The sequence below is a fragment of the Nonomuraea sp. NPDC049750 genome, assembly GCF_040659625.1.
Taxonomy (GTDB): domain Bacteria; phylum Actinomycetota; class Actinomycetes; order Streptosporangiales; family Streptosporangiaceae; genus Nonomuraea.
Map to the genome: position 1 here is coordinate 99,113 of NZ_JBFANB010000035.1, position 20,635 is coordinate 119,747.

Annotated in this window: 20 protein-coding genes and 1 pseudogene; 16 read left to right on the top strand and 5 right to left on the bottom strand. The window is 69.9% G+C overall.

The annotated features are described in order from the left end of the window. Positions 1-139: 139 nt before the first annotated feature. Positions 140-901 carry a hypothetical protein gene (locus tag AB0J16_RS50090; RefSeq protein ID WP_358553477.1) on the top strand — a complete coding sequence of 254 codons (762 nt, stop codon included), beginning with the start codon at positions 140-142 and terminating at the stop codon, positions 899-901. A gap of 136 nt (positions 902-1,037) precedes the next feature. On the opposite strand, the gene AB0J16_RS50095 is transcribed toward AB0J16_RS50090, so the two are convergent. Further along, on the bottom strand, positions 1,038-1,655 hold the full coding sequence (locus tag AB0J16_RS50095) for a hypothetical protein (RefSeq protein ID WP_358553479.1): 618 nt from the start codon (positions 1,653-1,655) through the stop codon (positions 1,038-1,040). Between the two features lie 480 nt (positions 1,656-2,135). Between AB0J16_RS50095 and AB0J16_RS50100 the strand changes: the two genes are divergently transcribed. The 3 genes from AB0J16_RS50100 (at position 2,136) to AB0J16_RS50110 (ending at position 3,908) form a co-directional block, all read left to right on the top strand. Continuing rightward, positions 2,136-2,543: a cupin domain-containing protein gene (locus tag AB0J16_RS50100; protein WP_358553481.1), complete on the top strand. Its 408-nt coding sequence runs from the start codon at positions 2,136-2,138 to the stop codon at positions 2,541-2,543. Positions 2,544-2,773: 230 nt separating this feature from the next. Then, the gene (locus AB0J16_RS50105) at positions 2,774-3,100 is read left to right on the top strand and encodes a carboxymuconolactone decarboxylase family protein (RefSeq protein WP_358553483.1); all 327 of its coding nucleotides are present in this window, start codon (positions 2,774-2,776) and stop codon (positions 3,098-3,100) included. Positions 3,101-3,152: 52 nt separating this feature from the next. Beyond that, positions 3,153-3,908 carry an SDR family NAD(P)-dependent oxidoreductase gene (locus tag AB0J16_RS50110; protein WP_358553513.1) on the top strand — a complete coding sequence of 252 codons (756 nt, stop codon included), beginning with the start codon at positions 3,153-3,155 and terminating at the stop codon, positions 3,906-3,908. A gap of 40 nt (positions 3,909-3,948) precedes the next feature. On the opposite strand, the gene AB0J16_RS50115 is transcribed toward AB0J16_RS50110, so the two are convergent. Then, complete coding sequence (locus AB0J16_RS50115) at positions 3,949-4,827, bottom strand: helix-turn-helix transcriptional regulator (RefSeq protein ID WP_358553485.1); 879 nt, start codon at positions 4,825-4,827, stop codon at positions 3,949-3,951. 134 nt (positions 4,828-4,961) lie between these two features. On the opposite strand from AB0J16_RS50115, the gene AB0J16_RS50120 reads away from it, so the two are divergent. From AB0J16_RS50120 to AB0J16_RS50130, 3 genes are all read left to right on the top strand, one after another. Continuing rightward, positions 4,962-6,398 (top strand): MFS transporter, encoded by a 1,437-nt coding sequence (locus AB0J16_RS50120; protein WP_358553487.1) that lies wholly within the window; start codon positions 4,962-4,964, stop codon positions 6,396-6,398. Between the two features lie 119 nt (positions 6,399-6,517). Next, a complete protein-coding gene (locus tag AB0J16_RS50125; protein ID WP_358553489.1) occupies positions 6,518-7,564 on the top strand; it encodes a sulfite oxidase in 1,047 nt (348 codons plus the stop codon). A gap of 144 nt (positions 7,565-7,708) precedes the next feature. Continuing rightward, the gene (locus AB0J16_RS50130) at positions 7,709-9,328 is read left to right on the top strand and encodes a wax ester/triacylglycerol synthase family O-acyltransferase (protein ID WP_358553491.1); all 1,620 of its coding nucleotides are present in this window, start codon (positions 7,709-7,711) and stop codon (positions 9,326-9,328) included. Here the strand turns inward: AB0J16_RS50130 and AB0J16_RS50135 are convergent. Both AB0J16_RS50135 and AB0J16_RS50140 read right to left on the bottom strand, forming a co-directional pair. Continuing rightward, complete coding sequence (locus AB0J16_RS50135; RefSeq protein WP_358553493.1) at positions 9,266-9,811, bottom strand: helix-turn-helix domain-containing protein; 546 nt, start codon at positions 9,809-9,811, stop codon at positions 9,266-9,268. The genes AB0J16_RS50130 and AB0J16_RS50135 overlap by 63 nt on opposite strands. Positions 9,812-9,870: 59 nt before the next feature. Beyond that, on the bottom strand, positions 9,871-10,827 hold the full coding sequence (locus AB0J16_RS50140) for an alpha/beta hydrolase family protein (RefSeq protein WP_358553495.1): 957 nt from the start codon (positions 10,825-10,827) through the stop codon (positions 9,871-9,873). 36 nt (positions 10,828-10,863) lie between these two features. Here AB0J16_RS50140 and AB0J16_RS50145 point away from each other — a divergent pair, with 36 nt between their 5' ends. From AB0J16_RS50145 to AB0J16_RS50155, 3 genes are all read left to right on the top strand, one after another. Further along, positions 10,864-11,793 carry an aldo/keto reductase gene (locus tag AB0J16_RS50145; RefSeq protein WP_358553497.1) on the top strand — a complete coding sequence of 310 codons (930 nt, stop codon included), beginning with the start codon at positions 10,864-10,866 and terminating at the stop codon, positions 11,791-11,793. A gap of 143 nt (positions 11,794-11,936) precedes the next feature. Next, positions 11,937-13,310, top strand: coding sequence for a cytochrome P450 (locus AB0J16_RS50150; RefSeq protein WP_358553499.1), 1,374 nt, complete (start codon positions 11,937-11,939; stop codon positions 13,308-13,310). After that, on the top strand, positions 13,307-14,809 hold the full coding sequence (locus AB0J16_RS50155) for a prenyltransferase/squalene oxidase repeat-containing protein (protein WP_358553501.1): 1,503 nt from the start codon (positions 13,307-13,309) through the stop codon (positions 14,807-14,809). The genes AB0J16_RS50150 and AB0J16_RS50155 overlap by 4 nt, the downstream gene beginning before the upstream one ends. On the opposite strand, the gene AB0J16_RS50160 is transcribed toward AB0J16_RS50155, so the two are convergent. Beyond that, positions 14,788-15,852 carry a terpene synthase family protein gene (locus tag AB0J16_RS50160; RefSeq protein ID WP_358553503.1) on the bottom strand — a complete coding sequence of 355 codons (1,065 nt, stop codon included), beginning with the start codon at positions 15,850-15,852 and terminating at the stop codon, positions 14,788-14,790. The two genes, AB0J16_RS50155 and AB0J16_RS50160, sit on opposite strands and share 22 nt — an antisense overlap. A 245-nt stretch (positions 15,853-16,097) precedes the next feature. On the opposite strand from AB0J16_RS50160, the gene AB0J16_RS50165 reads away from it, so the two are divergent. From AB0J16_RS50165 to AB0J16_RS50190, 6 genes and pseudogenes are all read left to right on the top strand, one after another. Next, positions 16,098-18,416 (top strand): nitrate- and nitrite sensing domain-containing protein, encoded by a 2,319-nt coding sequence (locus AB0J16_RS50165; RefSeq protein ID WP_358553515.1) that lies wholly within the window; start codon positions 16,098-16,100, stop codon positions 18,414-18,416. Next, positions 18,413-18,829 (top strand): roadblock/LC7 domain-containing protein, encoded by a 417-nt coding sequence (locus tag AB0J16_RS50170; RefSeq protein ID WP_358553505.1) that lies wholly within the window; start codon positions 18,413-18,415, stop codon positions 18,827-18,829. The genes AB0J16_RS50165 and AB0J16_RS50170 overlap by 4 nt, the downstream gene beginning before the upstream one ends. Further along, positions 18,826-19,218 carry a DUF742 domain-containing protein gene (locus AB0J16_RS50175; protein WP_358553507.1) on the top strand — a complete coding sequence of 131 codons (393 nt, stop codon included), beginning with the start codon at positions 18,826-18,828 and terminating at the stop codon, positions 19,216-19,218. The genes AB0J16_RS50170 and AB0J16_RS50175 overlap by 4 nt, the downstream gene beginning before the upstream one ends. Further along, positions 19,199-19,786, top strand: a complete 588-nt coding sequence (locus tag AB0J16_RS50180; protein WP_358553509.1) for an ATP/GTP-binding protein — start codon at positions 19,199-19,201, stop codon at positions 19,784-19,786. The genes AB0J16_RS50175 and AB0J16_RS50180 overlap by 20 nt, the downstream gene beginning before the upstream one ends. Before the next feature lie 208 nt (positions 19,787-19,994). Next, positions 19,995-20,471 carry a hypothetical protein gene (locus AB0J16_RS50185; protein WP_358553511.1) on the top strand — a complete coding sequence of 159 codons (477 nt, stop codon included), beginning with the start codon at positions 19,995-19,997 and terminating at the stop codon, positions 20,469-20,471. Beyond that, positions 20,453-20,635: pseudogene (locus AB0J16_RS50190) on the top strand (RNA-guided endonuclease TnpB family protein); the annotation flags it as partial. The gene AB0J16_RS50185 and the pseudogene AB0J16_RS50190, both read left to right, overlap by 19 nt.

Consider the following 20,635-nt stretch of genomic DNA (forward strand, 5'->3'; position numbering starts at 1 on the left):
GACCCACTCCTCCGGTGGCCGAGAAGTCATCACAAGACGGGGGCAGTCCACCCGGAGAATGACCACCCACAGGTGGATGTGGCCACCAACGGATTACGCGAAAGTAGTCCCACCTTCACCCCACGAAAGGACGGCGATCATGTCACCGGCGCCCAAGCGATCGAGAGCCCGCAAGATCTGGACCCGGGCTCTCGCAGCGCTGGCCGTGCTGCTCATCGCCGCCATCGCCGGCGTGGCGGTGGCCTACCCCTCCGTGGCCGCCACGACGTGCCCCGGCTGCTATGGCCTGACAGAGCTCCACCCAGGCGTCTACATCGAGCGCGACCTATCGCCCCAGCAACGTTCACAGGTCAGCCAGACGGTCGACGCCGCCACGAAGAAGGTCGACACCTTCTACGCCGGCAGAAAGAGCTCGCCCAGCCTGCTCATCTGCGCCACCGAGGAGTGCTACCAGCACATCGGCGGCCACAAGGAACGCGGCATCGCCGTTCTGAACCGCTCCGTAATGCTGTCGCCTCGCGGCCTCGACACGGTGATCGCTTCACACGAGATGTCCCACGTCGAGCTCCACACCCGCCTCACCTCCGGGGCAGAGGTCCCGCAGTGGTTCGACGAGGGCCTCGCCGTGGTCGTCTCCGACGACCCGCGCTACCTCGCCCCGCGAACGACCGGCGACCGCTGTCTGGTCCTACCGACCGCGCCGCTGCCGGTCTCTTTAGACGAGTGGCTGAGTACGGCCAGCAAGGATACGAACACGTACGCCAAGGCCGCCTGCCAAGTAGACCGCTGGCTCCGAGCCAATGGGGACCGGCAGGGCTTGGAGTCCCTCATTCAGCACCTCAACAGCGGCGAGACCTTCGACTCCCTCGTCCCCAACCGAGCACCCGATCCTTCACCCTGAGCTCGACCTCGCCCATCAGCGTCCCCGAACAGCGAACCGTGAGAGCAGACCCGAAGAGCGGACCCCGAGAGCGGCCCTGAACGGCGGACCCGGAGGGCCCGCGCAAGCAGCCCATCAGCCCCGCCCTGCGGGAATCTCAGGCGGTCTGAGGAGGCGAATACAGCCACGGGTCGCGCAGGTCGAAGTAGGTGAGTTCGCCGTCGAATAGGTCCTTCCACTGCTCGAAGAGCTCTCGCATCTCCGGCGGGAGCTCCTTGCCCTCGCCGTCCCTGGCCGCCTGCTCAGAGGTGAAGTACGCGACCTCGGTGTATCCGCCGTCCCGGTGCAGCGCGGCGAACCCGCCGATGAGGTCGGGCCGGAATGCGGCCATGTCCCGCTCGCTCTGGGCGGTGATCTCCCGCATCCGCCGGAAGTCCCGGACCTGTCCCTGCATCACCTGGACGAACCCCGCCGCATCGGACCCGCCCTTCAGATACGTGTACGCCTCGGCGCAGTCGTGGAAGGTGACCTCGCCACTGAAGAGCTTCTGGGTCTCGGCCCACCACTGACCCTGCTCCGGCCGCTCGCTGTTGCGCCGCGCCACCTCCTGCGACTCGAAACGCACCGTGTTTACGAATATGCCGTCGTCCGTCACACCGGCGGTCGTGCCGAGCCAGCCGTCCACCCCTGGCGCGAGCTCGGCGTGCCACCGATCCAACGCCGCCCGCATCTCACCGACGTCCCCGACCTGTCCCTGAATGATCTGGATGAACATCGCGGCCCCCTCGCTGTGTACCTCAGATCCACGCTAGGAGCCTGCCTATGAAGGTCGAGATGTCGAGGCCCCATGCCATGCCCAAAACTTGCCGTCGCTCCGTTGACCTCGGCGGACGCCCGGCCCGCCGACCCCAGGTGGCCACGTTCGCCTGGCGGCCGACCTGCGGAAACCCGCGCCAGGCGAGAGAGGTGTACTGCCGGTACGCCCTTCGGCAGAACCTGTTTGCCTGGGCGTAAAGCCGGTTACCTGGATGGTGTGGATCCCATCTGTCGGCGTCTGGGGCGGAGGCAGGAGGGGGCCACAACCCTACGTACAGGCCGCCTGGGTGGGCGAAACGGATGACCGCAAGGTAGCCCGGCAGCCCTCGAGGCCAAGGGCAGCAGACAGCTCGCGCAGGTCGACGCCGCCCGCGAGCTGGGCTCCGGCCCCGCCCACACCTGACACATCTCATAACCTCGTTTGTCTGAGAGAGACACCATGGAATTCGTCAAGCAGCAGGCCACCACCAAGGCTCCTGCGGACTGGTTCACCGGCGACGTCTGGTTCGACGTGATCTACGCGGGCCAGGAGCCGTCCCGGATGCGTGCCAACATGGTCCGTTTCTCCCCCGGCGCCCGTACCCACTGGCACTCCCACGTGCTGGGCCAAACCCTGCACGTCGTGTCCGGCGTCGCACTGATCGGCACCCGCGACGGCACCGTCTTCGAAGCCCATCCCGGCCAGACCGTACGCTGCCCTCCGAACGAGGAGCACTGGCACGGCGCCACCCCCGACCGCTTCATGGAGCACCTCGCCATGTGGGAAGGCGCGGGCGATGGCACCACCGAAACCACTTGGAACGAGCCGGTCACCGGCGAGCAGTACAACCGCGCCCGCAGCCACTGACCAGGTAAACCGGTCTTCTTCCCCAGTCCGGCCGCGGCAGTACCGAGGTGCACCAGCGATCCCGATCTCGGTCCTGGGTCTCGATTCCGGGTTCCGGGTCGGGTCTTAGTTCCGGATCTCGGGTCTCGGGTCTCGGGTTCCGGTTCCGGGTTCCGGTTCCGGTCTCAGTTCTGGTGCCGCAGCGGCCGCCGCGCCACAGGGCCGAAGGACAGCTAGCGAAAGGATCTTCGATGACCGAGCAATCCCAGCAGATCGGCGGCGGACGCCGCATGATCGGCGATTTCGCACCAAAGCTCGCCGAGCTCACCGATGACGTCCTGTTCGAGGACGTCTGGAACCGCACCGAGCTGGCCGCCCGCGACCGCAGCCTGATCACTGTCGCCGCCCTCGTCGCCGGCGGCGATGCCGATCAGCTCCGCTTCCACCTCGGGCGCGCGAAGGAGAACGGCGTCACCGAGACTGAGCTCATCGAGGCGATCACCCACCTCGCCTTCTACGCCGGCTGGCCGAAGGCCATGACGGCGATCACGACTGCGAAGCAGGTCTTCTCGGGTTGAACGCCGGACGGGCGACCACGAACACGGGGGTGCACTCTTGAGTCGGATCTTGGTGACCGGTTCCGCGGACGGCCTTGGACGTGCCGCGGCGGATTCGTTGTTGTCCTTGGGACACGACGTGGTGGTGCACGCCCGCAACCGGGAGCGCGCGGCTGGCCTCGACGCGCTGGTCGAGCGAGGGGCGCACCTAGTGGTGGGCGATTTCCGCGAGCGTGACGCCGTACGGCGCATCGCGGCGGAGCTGAATGACACGGGGCCGAACGACACGGGGCCGAACGACATGGGGCCACTCGACACGGGGCCACTCGACGCGGTCATCCACAACGCCGGTGTGTCGAGCGGACCGGCGGTCATGCCGGTCAACATCATCGCACCGTATCTGCTCACGGCCCTGGTGCGTGGGCCGCGTCGGCTGGTGTACCTGAGCAGCAGCTCGCATTTCGACGGGCGCCCGTCGCTCACCGGAGTCGACTGGCGAGGCCAGAGCACCGGCTCGTACTCCGACAGCAAGCTGTTCGTCACCACGCTCGCGGCCGCCGTAGCTCGCCTGCTTCCCGGGGTGCTGAGCAACGCCGTGGATCCGGGCTGGGTGCCGACGAGGATGGGCGGGCCGAGCGCACCGGACGATCTCGAGCTCGGCCACCAGACGCAGGAATGGCTCGCCTCCAGCGACGAACCGGAGGCACTGACCACCGGCGGCTACTGGTACCACCGCCGGCGGCTGCAGCCGCATCACGCCGTCCACGACGAAGCGTTCCAAGGCCGGCTCCTACAGAAGTTGGCCGAGGAGACCGGCACCGCGCTGTGAAAAGCGACAAGAGCCGGGCGACAAGGTCCGCCAATCCACTTCAGCGTAGTTCGGCGGATTCTTGGAGCCGGGTAAAGGCGGCGGCGTGGGGGGCGCTGAGGGCGAGGGTGTAGGTGACGATGGTCAGGCCGGGGTCGGCGGGGATTTCCAGGGCGTCGTAGTCGAGGTCGAGGTCGCCGACGTCGGGGTGGTGGAAGAGCTGCCGTCCACTGCGGTAATACTCCACGTCGTGGGCGTCCCAGCGGCCGGCGAATTCCGCGCTGTGGGTGGCAAGTTCGTCGATGAGATCGGCGAGGTCGGCGTTGGTGGGGGTACGGGCGGCTTCGACGCGCAGGCTGCCGACGGCGTCGTGGGCGATGCCCTCCCAGTCGCGGTAGAAACGACGGGCGCGGGGGTCCCGGAAGACGAAGCGGGCCAGGTTCGGCGGCTGCTCTCCCGTGTCGAGGGCCTCGCGGTACAGGGCGCGGGCGAGCCGGTTGGTGGCGAGGACGTCGAGGTGGGCGTTGCGAACGAAGGCGGCGGCGCCCGTCATGGCGTCGAGGACCTGCTGGAGGCTAGGGCGGACATGTGAGGCGCCGCCGTCGCGGTCGGTGGCGCGGCGGGGAGCGTTGGCGGCGCGGACGAGGGCGGTCAGGTGGGCGCGTTCGACTTCATCGAGGCGGAGCGCGGCCGCGAGACTGTCGAGGATGTCGGCCGAGACACCGTGGACGTTGCCGCGCTCCAGGCGGGTGTAGTACTCGACGCTTATGGCGGCGAGCTGTGCCACCTCGGATCGCCGCAGGCCGCTGACGCGGCGCCGTCCGCCGATGTCGGGCAGCCCGGTTTCCTCCGGGGTGAGGCTGGCGCGACGGCTAGTGAGGAAGTTGCGAATGTCCTCGCGAACGGTGTCGGCCGGCACCTCTCCAGCGTAGGCCGCCATCGTGTTAAAGGGTCCCCACCCGCACCCCTTACAGCTAGGACTCCCAGGTCAGGAGGGATACGTGGTTGTGTGGATGAGCGGTCGGGCCGCAGAGCCCGGCATCCACTCCCTTCCAATGAGGACCACGTACAGTCATGCCCTTCTTCGCTTCTCCGCGCCGGTCGCCGACCACGGACGCGCACGCCTCTCCGCACCAGTCACCAACCGTGGAGGCGCACGCGCACGCCACGGAGCGGCATGCGGTGGCGACGCTGGCCGCCGCCGTCCTGGGGTTCTTCGTGATCACCCTGGACGCGGCGATCGTGAACGTCGCGCTGCCCTCGATCCGTGACGCGCTCGGTGGCGGCATCATCGGATTGCAGTGGGTCGTGGACGGCTACACCCTGATGTTCGCCGCTCTGCTGCTGTCGGCCGGCGCCCTGTCGGATCGGATCGGTGCCCGGCGCGCGTTCGCGGGCGGACTGGTGCTGTTCGTGATCGCCTCGATGGCCTGCGGGCTGGCCCCCTCGCTGCCGGCGCTGGTGGCCGCGCGCGTGGCGCAGGGCATTGGCGCGGCGGTCACCATGCCGACCTCGATGGCGCTGGTCCGCCACGCCTTCCCCGACCCGGCCCGCCGCGCCCGCGCGGTGGGGGTGTGGGCGATGGGCGGCGCCGTGGCGGCGGCAGCGGGGCCCGTGCTGGGCGGCGTGCTGAGCCTGGTCTCCTGGCGGATGATCTTCTGGATCAATCTGCCGGTCGGCGTACTCACCCTGCTGCTCCTGGCCCGCGCCCCGCATTCTCCGACCCGTACGGCACCGTTCGACTGGATCGGGCAGGTCACCGGGATCCTGGCCATGGGCGGGCTGACCTACGGGGCGATCGAGGCCGGGGCTGCCGGGTTCACCGCGCCTCGGGTGCTCGTGTCGCTCGGTGTGGCGGTGGTGGCGTTGGCCGCGTTCGTGATCGCGCAGGCCAAGGTGGCCCATCCGATGGTGCCGCTGGAGCTGTTCCGCTCCGCGACGGTGGTGATCGCCCCCGGGATCGCGTTCGCGTTCATGGTCGGCTTCTACGGGCTGCCGTTCCTGTTCAGCCTGTACTTCCAGCAACAGCACGGCCTGTCCGCGCTGGCCGCCGGGATCGCGTTCCTGCCGATGATGCTGCTCAGTGCCTGCCTGACCCCGTTCTCGGCGCGGATCGCGGAACGCACCGGCCCGCGCGTGCCGATCATCGCGGGCCTGACGTTGATCGCGGCCGGGTCCGTGGCGCTGGCCCTGGCGCCGGGATCGGTGCCGGTATGGGTGACGGCGCTGCTCCTGATCCCGGTCGGGCTGGCGGGTCCGCTGGTGATGCCCCCGACCACCGCCCTGCTGCTGGAGCATGTGGCCGCCCACCGGACCGGCACCGCCAGTGGCGTGTTCAACACCACCCGCCAGATCGGCGGAGCCCTGGCCGTAGCCGTCTTCGGTGCCCTGATCTCCGCTCCGTCCGGCTTCGAGTACGGGCTGCGCGTCAGCCTCGCCCTGGCCGCAGCAGTGGCGCTGGCCGCCGCGCTCGCCGCCACCCGCATGGCGACCGCCCGACGCGAGACCTGACCCCTCCCGCTGTACACCGGCCTGGCCGAGCTCCCGGCGGCCATGCGGCCTGGCACGGGCTCCGCCATGGCGATTAAATGGTTTTCCAGTAGGAAATACATGCTGCGGAGGTAGCGCCCATGGAGCAAGCTCTGGCGACGATCGTCAAACCGCTGCCGGCCCACCTGTTCACCGTGCACGACGGCAGCGCCGAGATGCGGTGGGAAGCCATGGCCGGGCAGGGATACCACACCCCTATAGACCGATTTTTCGTGCGAAATCATACGTACACGCCCCGCATCGACTCCCCGACCTGGCGGCTGCGGCTCCACGGGGCCGGGCTGCGATGTCCGGGCGAGTACGACTACGGCCAGCTCCGTGCCATGCCGTCACGCACCATCGACGCCGCGATCGAGTGCGCCGGGAACGGCCGACGCCTGTACGCGACGCAGCAGCACAACCCGGCCCCGGGCGCGCAGTGGGGGCTGGGCGCCATCGGGGTCGCGCGGTGGCGCGGAGTGCCGCTCAGTTACCTGCTCCGGCACGCGGGACTGCGGCCCGATGCCGTGGACCTGCTGCCGAGCGGTCTCGACGCGCCGTTCGAGGGCTACGGGCACGTACGCCGGCCGCTCCCGGTCGACAAGGCCATGGCGGACGTGCTCGTCGCGTACGAGATGAACGGCCGGCCGCTCCCGCCCGACCACGGCTTTCCGGTACGCCTGGTGGTGCCGGGCTGGGTGGGAATAGCGTCGATCAAATGGCTGGGTGATATCGAGGTGGCGACCCGGGAGCTCACTTCCCCGTGGAACACCGTCTTTTACCGCGACGTGACGATCCAGCCGGTGAAGAGCGCTTTCGAGCTGGCCTGGAATGCGCGCCTGGTGGCCGGCCGGCCGCACATCCTGCACGGCAGGTCGTGGTCAGGGCGGGGACGGATCGTCCGGGTCGAGGTCAGCGTCGACGGCGGACTGAGCTGGCGGCTGGCCGCACATCACGGCCCGCACCTGGTCAGCGCCTGGTTGCCGTGGCACATCGGCTGGACCCCCCGGCGGCCGGGGCCGTACGAGCTGATGGCGAGGGCGACCGACGAGACGGGCGAGACGCAGCCGCTGACGACGCCGCACCACGCGTTCGGATATCACTTCGACGCTGTCGTGCGGCATCCTGTTTCCGTTGTCCACGGATAGGGAATTGTCACCGATCGGGGGTGAGCTGCGCATTTACTAAATGATGGGACAGCGCATCCGAATTCATCTGGAAGACTCTCGCGGAAACGTCGCGGCAATCCTCGCATGTGATGGTGGCCAGATTCCGTGAGAAAGGGAGAGCAGATGCGCCAGCTCACCGCACTCGACGCCCAGTTCCTCAACGTCGAATCCGCGACCACCGCCGCCAATGTGGCGGGCCTGGCGATCCTCGACCCCGCCGAGGGCCGTGTCACCCGCGACAACCTCGCGGCCCTGCTGCTGGAGCGGCTGCACCTGTCGCCGGCGCTGAGCCTGCGGCTGGCGGAGGTGCCGTTCGGGCTGGACCGGCCCTACTGGGTGCCCGACACCGAGTTCGACATCGGCAACCACCTGTTCGAGACGACCCTGCGCGCGCCCGGCGGCGAGCGGCAGCTGGCCGAGACGGTGGCGGCGATCCACGCCCGGCGGCTCGGCCGGACACACCCGCTGTGGGAGATGCACCTGATCAACGGGCTGGCCGACGGCTTGGCCGCCGTCTACACCAAGGTGCACCACGCGGCCATCGACGGCGTCTCCGGCGCGGAGACGCTCGCCACCCTGCTCGACCTCTCCCCCGACGCCCGCGACCCGCTGCCGCACGACTGCCGGTCAGGCCGGACACCGCACCAGGCGAACCAGCCGGACCAGGCACCACACCAGACCGGCCAGACCGGCCAGACCGGCCAGACGCCGGGCAAGGCGCAGGACCTGGTCCCAGAAAGGCAGGCGCCCGGCCTGGTGGGCATGACCCCGGAAAGGCAGGCGCCCGGCCTGATCGGCATGCTGGCCGCCGCCGCCGTACAGACCGCGACCCACCCCATGCGCGCCGTCCGCTCGGTGGTCAAGGCCGCCGGTGACCTCGACGCGATCCCCCTGGCCTCCGCCCTCCCCGGCTCGCGGCTGATCGCCAAGGCGGCCAGGTTCGTCGCCGGTGACAACACGCAGCGCCCCGAGCTGCCCGGTCTGACCGTCCCGCGCACGCCGTTCAACGGGCCGATCAGCGGGCGGCGCCATCTGTCGTTCGGGTCGGTCTCGCTCAAGGACGTCAAGAGCGTGGCCAAGGCCAACGGGATGAGCGTCAACGACATCGTCATGGCCCTGTGCACGTCGGCGCTGCGGTCGTGGCTGGAGGAACGGAACGCGCTGCCCGACGAGCCGCTGGTCGTCGCGGTCCCCGTCGCGGTCCGTACGGCCGGCGCCGGGGAGACGGTGGGCAACCAGATCTCCGCCATGATCGCCCCGATGCCCACGAACGTCGCCGACCCGGTGCGACGCCTGCGGGCCGTCGGCGCGACGATGAGCGCGGCCAAACGGCGCTTCGCCCTGGCGCCGCCCGCCTGGGTGAACGAGCTGTGCTCACTGCTGCCCGCGCCCATCACCAGCCTGGCGACTCCGGCGATCTTCCGGCTGGCCTCGGTGACGTTCCCGCCGATCAACCTGATCATCAGCAATGTGCCCGGTCCGCAGTTCCCGCTGTACCTGTGCGGGGGACGGGTCCTGTCGTACTACCCGCTGTCGGTGCTGACCGACATGAGCGGCGGCGTGAACATCACCTGCTTCTCCTACGACGGCATGCTCGACTTCGGCGTGGTGGCCTGCCCCGAGCGGATGGACGATGTGTGGGGGCTGCTCTCGCACCTGAAGACGGCCCTCGACGAGCTGTCAGACGAGCGAGTGGGCGATGAGTTCCGCGACCGCGTCGGGGTCGATCTGGTGGCCGGTTAGCTGGCAGAGGTTCTCCTGGTAGAGCAGTACGGCCGCGAACGTGGCCGCCGCCACCTCCAGCCGGGCCGCGTCACCCCGGGCGCCCGGCAACGCCAGCTCCAGCGCGAACCTGGCCCGGCTGATCAGCTCGCCGTTGAGCCGGCCGAGCCGCTCCTTGACCGAGCCGTGCGTGTCGGCCTCGCGGAACAGGATGCGGCGCATCGCCGGCGAGGCGCGCAGCGGCAGCCTGCGGGCCAACCGCGACAGCGTGCCCGCCGGGTCGCCGGGCACCGCGTCGATCTCGTGCCCCTCCTCGACCAGCGTGCGCTCGTCGATGAGCGCCACCAGGACGTCGATCTTGCGCGGGAAGTAGTGGAAGATCAGCCCCTTGGGCACCGCGGCCAGCCTGGCGATGACCGCGGTCGGCGTGGCCTCGTAACCGCCACCGGCGAACAGTTCCTCCGCCGCGTCCAGAATGCGCGTCCGCGCGTCACCGACCTCCACAGCCGCACCCTAGCGTCACCCTGTAGCCCCTGGTAAGAGCACGGAAGTCGACGACATCCTCACTGGGCGCCGATGGCCCGGCTGAGCATCGGGTAGGCCCGGTGCAGCTCCCGCTGCCAGGACTCGTGGTTGTGCCCGCCGCGATAGAAGTGCGTCCGTACGGGCACACCCAGCCGCTCAAGCCGCCCCGCGAACGCCCGCGCGGCCCGGTTGGCCAGGTCCTCGACCAGGTCACCCGCGCCCGCGGCCACGTACAGCTGGACCCCCTTGAGCTTCCCGGCCTGGTCGTAGGGGTTGTGGGCGCGCCAGACGGAGCGCTGCGCGGCCGGATCCCCCCAGACGCGCTTCCAGTCGGTGCCGAAGCAGCCGATCGTGGTGCCCGCCATGACGGCCTGCGGCACGCCGGGTTCGAGGATGTGCACGGCTCCGCTGAAGGAGGCCGCGGCCTTGAAGTACCCCTTGGCGGCGTACAGCATCGCGCCCTGACCGCCCATCGAGTAGCCGGCGACGGCCCGCTCCCGCCCGGCGCGGTAGCGGGATTCGAGCAGCGGCAGCAGCTCCTTGAGGTGGTACGTCGCCCAGCGCGGCGGGCCGCCGTCGCCGCCGTTCCACCAGTCGGAGTAGCTGCCGCACTTGCCGCCGTCGGGCATGACGACCATCAACCCGGAGTTGCGGGTGAACGCGTCGACGTCGGTCTTGGCGGTCCACGAGGCGTAGTCGTCGAGGCCGCCGTGCAGCAGCCAGAGCACCGGCCAGTCGCGCCGCGACTCCCATCCCGAGGGCAGCAGCAGCCGGACCTTCGTGGTGCCGGCCAGCGCCGGCGACCTGATCGTCAGCTCCATCCTGCGCTCGTCGAGCCGCTTCTCCTCGACGACTTCGACCGCCTCGGCCGCCCGCGCGCCGCTCGACGGAACCGGCCGGGAGGCGGGCTCGCCACCACGATGGAGCAGTACGGCCACCGCCCCCACCGCGAGAAGGCCGCCGACGACCAGGCAGCCGCGTAACCGGGGTGCCATCGGAGCCTCCCCTTTCGATGCGCGGATAATAGCCAGATGAGATCAATCTCCACCACGGACCTGTCCGTGTTCCCGATATGCCTGGGCACCAACGTCTTCGGCTGGACCGCCGACCGGGCGGCGTCCTTCGAGGTGCTCGACGCGTACGTGGCGGGCGGCGGCAACTTCATCGACACGGCCGACGTCTACCCCTACTGGGCCACCGGTGAGTCCACCTCCGAGACGATCATCGGTGAGTGGATGGCGGAGCGCGGCAACCGCGACTCGATCGTGCTGGCCACCAAGGTCGGCATGCTGGAGGGTGTGAAGGGCCTGGCGCCCGCGACCATCCGCACCGCCGTCGAGAACTCACTGCGCCGGCTGCGTACCGACCGGATCGATCTCTACTGGGCGCACGTCGACGACAAGGACACCCCGCTGGCCGACACGCTGGCCACGTTCGGGCAGCTGATCGAGGAGGGCAAGATCCGCCACATCGGCGCCTCCAACTACGGCGCCGAACGGCTGGCGGAGGCGCTGCGGGTGGCCGACGACGAGGGTCTGCCCAGGTATGTCGCGCTGCAGCAGCAGTACAGCTTGATGGAGCGCGACTACGAGGGCGCGCTGCGCGACGTCGTGGCCGCGGAGGGGCTGTCCAGCACCCCTTACTCCTCGCTGGCCCGCGGCTTCCTGACCGGCAAGTACGCCCCGGGGGTCACGGTCGACAGCCCGCGAGCGGGACAGGCGGCCAAATACCTGGAGACGGAGCACGGACGGCGGACGATCGAGGCCCTCACCAAGGTGGCCGCCGAGCACGACGTCGAGCCGGCGGCGGTGGCGCTGGCCTGGCTCGCCGCCCAGCCCACGATCACCGCGCCGATCTCCAGCGCCCGCGATGTCAGGCAGCTCCAGCCGCTCCTCATGGCCGCCGCGCTCACGCTGACCGCCGGCGAACTACGCGTCCTCGACGAAGCCTCCCGCCCCTGACCACAGGAAACCGTCCAGAACCAGTGGGAGCTCCTACCCAGGTGCAATCTTGAATTCCCCTTCAAGATCATGTGATACTCCACAAGAGTTTTGACTTTTGTTGTGAAATGTCCGTCAGGTGAGACGGGCAGTTGGAGGATCGCGTGGCGCCCGGGCTTCCAGCCGGTGAACAAGAACCCCAAGTCCTCCCCTTTCACCGAACCATCCCCCGGCTGCTGAGAGACCCGGTCACCGAGCTGGCCAAGATGGGCACCGACGCCGGGGGGCGGATCGTCCGGCTGAACATCGGCCCGTTCCAGCCCTACCTGGTCTCCCATCCCGACCACGTCCAGCAGGTACTCAAGACCGACTGGTCCAACTTCGTGCGCGAAGGCATGTTCTGGCGGCCGCTGCGGCGCGTGACCGGCCAGAGCATCCTGGGTGAGGGCGAGGGCTGGGAGTCCAGCAGGAAGGTCCTCCAGCCGCTGTTCACCGCGAGGTACACGGCTTCGCTGGGCGAGGACCTGGCCGACATCATCGCCGGCCGCGTCGCCGAGCTGGACGAGCACGCGCGAAGCGGACGGCCGATCGACGCCGCGCAACAGATGACGGCGATCGTCAACGAGAGCGTCATCAAGGTGCTGTTCGGCGGGCGGATCCCCCGGGACGTCGCCGAGCGGCTCCTGCCCGAGTTCGCCACGTGCGCCACCTCGATCGGCTTCCGGCTGCTCCTCCCCTTCATGCCCTACTCCGTCAGAGTGCCGGGGGACCGGGCCTTCCTGGCGGCCACGAAGAAGATCGACGAGATCGTCTACCCCCTGATCGAACGGGCTCTCAGCGAGGGGACCCGCACCAACGAAGTGCTCTCGGCGCTGCTCAGGGTCAGGATGGAGGAGACGGGCGCGGCGGATCCGCGGCAGGCCCGCGACGACCTGGTCAGCGTCTACGGCGCGGCGTCGGAGACCACGGCGGTTTCGCTGACCTGGCTGTGGTCGGTGCTGCACGATCATCCCGACGTGTACGCCAGGCTGCGGGAAGAGGTCGGCCAGGTGGTCGGCGACGGCCCGGTCCGGCCGGCCCACGTGCCCGGGCTCAGATATCTCCGCATGGTCCTGCAGGAGGTGGTGCGCCTGTACCCGCCGGGCTGGATCATCCCCCGCCAGGCCGTGGCGGACACGGAGATCGGCGGGGTCCGGATCAAGGCCGGCTCTCAGGTGCTGGTCAGCCCGTACACGACCCATCGGCTGGCGGAGTTCTGGAAGCGGCCGCTGGAGTTCGACCCGGAGCGCTGGGCGCCCGAGCAGACCGAGCGCCGGCATCGCTACGCCTCGATCCCGTTCGGCGCCGGCCCGCACGTATGCCTGGGCCAGCACCTGTTCTATCTCAAGGCGCCGCTGGTGATCGCCAACCTGCTGAGCAGGTACCGGCCGGCGCTGACCAACCCGCAGCGGCTCACCTTGGTGCCGGGAGCGTCGGTGCGACCGAAGGAGAAACTCATGCTGAAGCTGCTGCCGATCGAGCGGAGCCGTCAGGCGTGAGCGGCGGGGAGGCAGCGGAGCTGCTGACGGATCTCATGTTCCGGCCCTGGGGTCAGGTCTCTTCCTCGGTCTATGAGACCGGCCGGCTGGTCACGCTCGTTCCCTGGCTGGTCGGTCACCAGGAGCGGATCGATTACCTGGTCGCCGCCCAGCGGCAGGACGGCGCCTGGGGGGCACCGGACGGGTATGGGCTGGTGCCGACCCTGAGCGCCACTGAGGCGATCCTGTCCGCGCTGCTGCGCGGGGAGTCCGGCACGGACGGGCAGAACCTCGGGGAGGCCGCCGAGCGCGGCCTGCGCGTTCTGGCCGACTGGCTGGCCGGCCCCCTGCGGCTGCCCGACATGCCGGCGATCGAGCACATCGTGCCCTCGCTGGTCGCCCTCATCAATCGGCATCTGGAGAGCCTGGCGGGCCACGGCCCGCTGTCGCTGCCCGACGGGATGAGCTACGACACGCTCGACCTGGTCAGATCGTGGATCGAGTCGGGGGCCGAGGTGCCGGAGAAGTTGCTGCACGCTCTGGAGATCGGCGGCCCGGCGGCCAAGGGGGCGCTCGTGGCCCGGCCGACGGCGATCGGCACCGTCGGGGCCTCACCCGCGGCCACCGCCGCCTGGCTGGGCGAGCGGGGCGCGCGCGACGTGCACGACCCGTCCCGCGGGCACCTTGAGGCGGTGGCCAGGCGCCACGGTGGCCCGGTGCCCGTCGGGCTGCCCATCACGGTGTTCGAGCGGGGCTGGGTGCTCAGCTGGTTGATCCGCGCGGGCGTGCCCGTCGAGGTGCCGCCGGAGATGGCGGCCGACCTCAGGGCGGCGATCGGTCCCGCCGGCGCCACCGCCGGCCCCGGGCTTCCCGCCGACGCCGACACGACCTCTGTGGCTCTGTACGCCCTGGCGCTGCTCGGCATGCCGTACGAGCCGGACTGCCTGGGGGCGTTCCGCTCCGGCACGCACTTCTCCACCTGGCAGGGAGAGCAGGGCACCTCGGTCAGCGTCAACGCGCACGTGCTCGACGCCCTCGGCCAGTACGTCACCTGCGTGCCCGCGGCCGCCGTCCGCTATGACGAGACCATCGCCGAGGTGGCGGCCTGGATCTGCGAGCGGCAGGAGCCGGACGGGAGCTGGACCGACCGGTGGCACGCTTCGCGCTACTACGCCACGGCGGCGTGTGCGCTGGCGCTGGACGAATTCGGCGGCGACCTCTCGGCGGGCGCGGTGGACGCGGCCGTCGGCTGGGTGCTGGAGACCCAGCGGCCGGACGGATCGTGGGGCCGCTGGGTGGGCACCGCGGAGGAGACCGCCTACGCGATGCAGATCCTGCTGCTGACCCGGTGGCGGGCGGACCCGCGATGTGAGCGGGCCGTGGACCGCGGTCACGCGTATCTGACACGGTCGTCAGGCGAGGAGCATCCGCCCCTCTGGCACGACAAGGACCTTTACACGCCGGTCGCCGTGGTCCGCGCCGCCGTCATCGCCTCGTCTCATCTCGCCCGGCGGACCTGACCCTCATGGGACTCCAGATCTCCGGCCAGTTCGTGGACGGTGTACGCGTGCGTGTCCCTGGCCAGGTACCAGCGGCCGTTGAACGACACGCTCCTGCGCTGCCCCTCCGCGATATCCGCCAGGTCGGCGGGCAGGTCGGCGAGCGCGGCTCTGAACTCCGCGTCGAGCTCGCCGATGTGCTCGGAGACCCGCGTGACCGCTCGCGCCGTGCCTGTGCCCGCGTTCTCCAGGATGCTGATGGAGTTGGGCTTACCCTCGGCCTTTTCCCGCTCGAACGTCCTGATGTCGTTGGCCAGCCGCATGCAGGCCGCGCCGAGATGGGTGGCCGGCTCGATCGACGCCCAGTGGGCGGCCTCGGCGGGGACGGGACCGCGGATCGCCAGGGCGGCGGCCCACCAGGTGGGATAGAGGATCGTGAGCAGGCCGTTCGCCAGGTAGTCCGCGTACTCCGGCCAGGGGGCCCGGCCCGCCGCCCAGGCGCGCTCGCGGAGCATGGCCGCGCCGGCGAGCTCCAGCCGTCGTGCCAGGTTCGGCGCGTGGACCGCCGCACCAGCGTGGCCGTGGAAGCGGGCACACCACGCCTGCCAGGCGCCCAGGACCTGCTTGATCGGCCCTTCGGCGGCCGGCTCGGGCGCCGCGGCGAAGGGCATGCCGGTGGTCATGGCGCACAGCCGGGCGACGAAGGCGGTGAAGTCGCGGTCGGACCAGTCTCCGGCGATGCCGTCGGCGATGTCGTCGAGGCCGAACAGGATCGCGGTCAGCGCCCCGAGCTCGGCTATCTGGTCGCGGCGGGCGAGCGGGAACGTGGCCGCGGCCGACAGACAGCTGAAGGCCAGCCGGCTCGCCGAGCTCTCGCCGTCGGCGAACAGGACGGGAAAGGGGCGCAGCAGCCCGGCCGCCTCGGGGACGGCGTCGAGCGCGGCCCGCAGGACGGCGCCTCGGTCCCCCTCGGGCACGCCCGCCAGCTGATGCGATCCCTTGAGCAACCGGTCCGCGAGATCGTTGCGGATGCCGAAATACGGGCGATCCTCCGGGTCACTCACCCACGGAGGATATCCATCAATACATCATTTGACTAATTGAGTCATGAAAACGGATATTTCACCGCAAATGAATACAGTCAGGTTGAGGCAAGATCGCCCTCTTTGCTAGGGTGCCCACGTCTTCAGCGCCGGTATGCCACTGCATGTCCTGGTGGTCAGCCATTTCAAATGACTTTCACAGGGTAGGTATGATGCGCTTCCGCAATTCACGACTGCGGACCAAGATCATTGCTCTCTTGCTCTCCATGGCGGCGCTGTGGGTGTTCGCCGCCTGGGTGACCCTTCGCGAGGGCGTCAACCTGCTCTGGGTCTCACAGCTCGACAACGCCGTGGTCGGGCCGAGCGAGCCGCTGCTCGTCGAGTTGCAACGGGAGCGCCGGCTGTCGATCATCCGGCTCGGCGACGGGACGATCCGCGCCCGCAAGGATCTGGAGACCCAGCGCAAGCAGGCCGACCGAACGATCGCCACCTTCGAGGAGGCGGCGAGTTCGAGCGTGGTCGACTGGGCGACGGACGGCGACGGGGCCAAGCGAGTCGCCGACGTCTTCCGGCGGCTCGACACGCTCAAGACCACCCGGCAGGCCGTCGACGCGGGCCGGATGAACCGGGTGCAGGCGACCGATGCCTACGCCGACGTCATCGACTCCATCTACCGGCTCTACGGCTCGGTGGCGACCCTCGACGACAAGATCGTCGCCAAGGACATCCGCACACTCCTCGCGCTGAGCAGGGCCCGCGAGGTTCTCTCCCGGGAGGACGCGCTGCTCGCCGGCGCCCTGGCCGAGGGGCGGCTGACCCCCGCGGAACACGCGCAATTCGCCGAGACCGTGGGCGCCTGGCGCATCCTGGCCGAGCAGGCGGCCGGCGAGCTGCCCGACTCCGAGAAGGCCGCCTACGACAAGCTAGCCGCGAGCGCCACCTTCGACAACCTGCGCGAGCTCGAGAACCGGCTCGTCGAGCAGGACGCCAGCATGGAGAGCGTCCCGTTCGGCGCCGGGCAGTGGAAGACCACGTCCGAACGCGCGCTCACCGACTTCAACGCCTTGGTGCTCAGCGCGGGTGACCGCCTCGTGGACCGCGCGACGCCGGTAGCGATCGGCGTGGTCGTGCGGCTGGTCCTGGCCGGCGGCCTCGGGCTCATCGCGGTCATCGCGTCGATCGTCCTGTCCATCACCACGGCCCGTACGCTCCTCGCCCAGTTGCAGAAGCTGCGTGACGCCGCGCACGAGCTGTCCGACGAGCGGCTGCCCCGTCTGGTGGAGCGGATCGGGCACGGCGAGGAGGTGGACCTGGCGCGCGAGGCCCCGTCGCTGGACTTCGGTGAGGACGAGATCGGGCAGGTCGGCCAGGCGTTCAACACCGTGCAGCGCACGGCGGTCAGCGTCGCCGCCGAGCAGGCCGAGCTGCGGCGCAGCATCCGCGACATCCTGCTCAGCCTGGCCCGCAGGACCCAGGGCCTGGTGCACCGGCAGCTGACCGTGCTCGACGTGATGGAGCGGCGCGAGACCGACCCCGAGGAGCTGAAGGAGCTCTTCCGGCTGGACCACCTGGCCATCCGGATGCGGCGCAACGCCGAGAACCTCATCGTGCTGTCCGGCTCCTCCCCAGCCCGTGTCTGGCGCCGCTCGGTGCCGATGGTCGACGTCGTACGCGGCGCGCTGGCCGAGGTGGAGGACTACACCCGGGTGACGCTCATGCCGATGGGCGACGTCGTGCTGCTGGGCCGCGCCGTGGGTGACGTCATCCACCTGCTGGCCGAGCTGATCGAGAACGCGGCCTCCTTCTCCCCGCCCTACACCACCGTCGAGGTCCGCGGACAGCTGGTGGCCAACGGATACGTGGTCGAGATCGAGGACCGTGGGCTCGGCATGAAGCCGGAGGACCTGGAGTCCGCCAACGAGCGCATCGCGGACCCGCCGGAGTTCCGCATCACCGGCACCGCGCGCCTGGGACTGTTCGTGGTCAGCCGCCTGGCCGGGCGCCACGGGATCCAGGTCGTGCTCAAGTCCTCACCGTACGGGGGGACCACGGTCGTGGTCCTGATCCCCCAGGAGCTCGTCCAGCTGGGAGAGGCGCCGGAGGAGGGCGATGAGCCGGCGCGGCTGCCCCGTAGGAAGGCGGTCACCGCGGCGGCGCGGACGGCCGCTCCGGAGAACGTGCGCCGGCTGACGGTGGCTCCGCCCCGCGACCCCGCCGACCCGGAGCCCGCACGGGAGCGCGTCCGTCCGGAGTCTCAACGGGAGCGCGTCCGCCCGGAGCCTGAGCAGGAGCGCGTCCGCCCGGAGCCGAGGCCCGCGCGACCGGAGCCCGCGCAGGATCAGCCCGCCGCCGAGTTCACCCCTTCCGGCCTGCCCTTGCGGGTGCCGCAGGCCAGCCTTGCCCCCGCCCTGCGTGACGAGGCGCCCGCCACGCGACCGAACCCCGAGGAGGACGATGACGAACGCTCGCCGGAAGAGATCCGCGCGATGATGGGATCTCTGCAGTCGGGCACCAGGCTGGGCAGGACCGAAGCGGCCAAAATCATGGACGGGCTCGATGGAGAGCAACCGGGAGGCGAGACGTGACACCTGGTTCCGGCACGGATCTGAACTGGCTGCTCGATGATCTGATCGGCCGGGTCAAGGAGGCCGAGCACGCCATCGTCCTGTCTTCTGACGGACTGCTGATGGCCTCGTCCGCGGCGTTGCAGCGGACGGACGGCGAGCACCTGTCGGCGGTGGCCTCCGGGCTGCAGAGCCTGGCCAAGGGCTTGTCCGAGCACGTGCGCGGCGGCACGGTCAAGCAGACAGTGGTGGAACTGCGCTCGCGGTTCCTCATCGTGACCGTCGCGGGCGAGCGGGCGTGCCTGGCCGTCCTGTGCACGCAGAACGCGGACATCGGCCTGGTCGCCTACGAGATGGCCATGCTCGTCGCCCGGGTCGGCCAATACCTCACCTCGGGCGCCCGTGCCGAGGCCGTGGCCAGGGGTGATCGGTGAACACCCCTGGCCACGGCCCCACGGACGGGCCCGAGGACGAGCACTGGGTCGATCCGGAGATCATCCGGCCCTACGTGGTGACGCGGGGGCGGACCCAGCCCACCCATGGCAAATTCGACCTGATCTCCATGGCCGTGGCCATCGGCCCGACGCCCGGTCCCGAGGCCGGGCTCGACCCCGAACATCTGTCGATCCTGCGGCTCTGCCGCGAGCCCAAGTCCGTCGCCGAGATCGCCGCGCACCTGGACCTGCCCGCCGGCACGATCCGGGTGCTCCTCGGCGACCTGTTCGACAAGGAACTCGTCTCGGCCCAGGAACCGCAATCCGAGGTGGACATGAACGATATGAAGATGTACAGGGCGGTGCTCGATGGCCTTCGATCGCTCTGACCGCCCGCGCCTGCCGACCGCGATCAAGATCCTGGTCGCGGGTGGTTTCGGCGCGGGCAAGACCACGCTGGTCGGCGCGGTCTCCGAGACGCGCCCCCTGCGGACCGAGGAGGTCCTGACCGACCGCGGCATCGGCATCGACGACATCTCATCCGTGGAGGCCAAGCGGACGACGACCGTGGCGATGGACTTCGGCCGCATCACTCTCAGCCCCGATTACGTGCTGTACCTGTTCGGCACGCCGGGGCAGGAGCGGTTCTGGTTCGTCTGGGACGAGTTGGCCGAGGGCTCGCTGGGCGCGGTCATCCTGGCCGACACCCGCCGCCTGGCCGACTGCTTCCCCTCGATCGACTACTTCGAGCGCCGTGGCACGCCGTTCGTGGTGGCGGTCAACTGCTTCGAGGGCTCGCGGACGTTCGAGCTCGACGAGGTACGGCTGGCGCTCCAGCTGAACCCGTCAATCCCGATCATCATGTGCGACGCCAGGAAACGCGACTCGAGCAGGGAGGTGCTGATCACCCTGGTAAAGCATTCCGCCAAACTCCGCGCGGAGCCTGTGGCTCCTTGACGCCGGTCGGAGCGCGGCATCGGGCTGGGCGGGCAAGCTGGTGGCGCTCGTGCTGGCGGCGATGTTATTCATCTGACTTGTGGCGTGAAAACCCGATCCGTCAGGGGCGCGAGCAAGCGCACCCCTCCTTTCGAAAACAGTATGTAAAGACTCGGTCGCGTTCGGTAATATGTGCGGTGGGTGAGGCCGCTGTGACAGGAGGTGCGCGATGGCGATCCGCCGCTCCACTACCAAACGCCACGGCCTGCCCACGATCGTGCAACTGCGGCTCACGCCCGCCCCGGCCCAGGCTGAGGCGCTGGCGGCGGCGGTGCTTTTGTGCAATCAGGCGGCCACCGTGGTCTCCCGGTTGGCCTGGCAGCACCGCACGTTCGCTGTGGTGGAGTTGCATCGGCTGGCCTACCACGAGGTGCGGGCGCAGGTGGCCGGGCTCGGTGCGCAGGCGGCCGTGCGGGCGATCGCCCGGGTCGCCGGCGCCTACGCCAACCAGCGTTCCACCAAGAAACGCGCGCACATCTTCCGCCCGCACGGTGCTGTCCCCTACGATGCCCGGCTGATGAGCTTCAACCGGTACGCCCGGACCGTGTCGCTGTGGAACCCACCGGCCGCGTCACCGTCCCCTACACCGGCCGACCAGAAGACCTCAAGGCCGTGGATGCCTTGCCGATGGGCGAGGCCGACCTGATCTGCCGGCGCGGGGTGTGGCTGCTGCAGGTCGCCGTTATTCTGCCCCACCCGGCGGTGCGTGAGCCGATCGGCGGCTTTGTGGGGGTGGATCAAGGGGTGGCGAACCTGGCGGTCACCTCTGATGGTGTGGTGCTGCCCGGCCCGGCGCTGCCGGGGCCGATC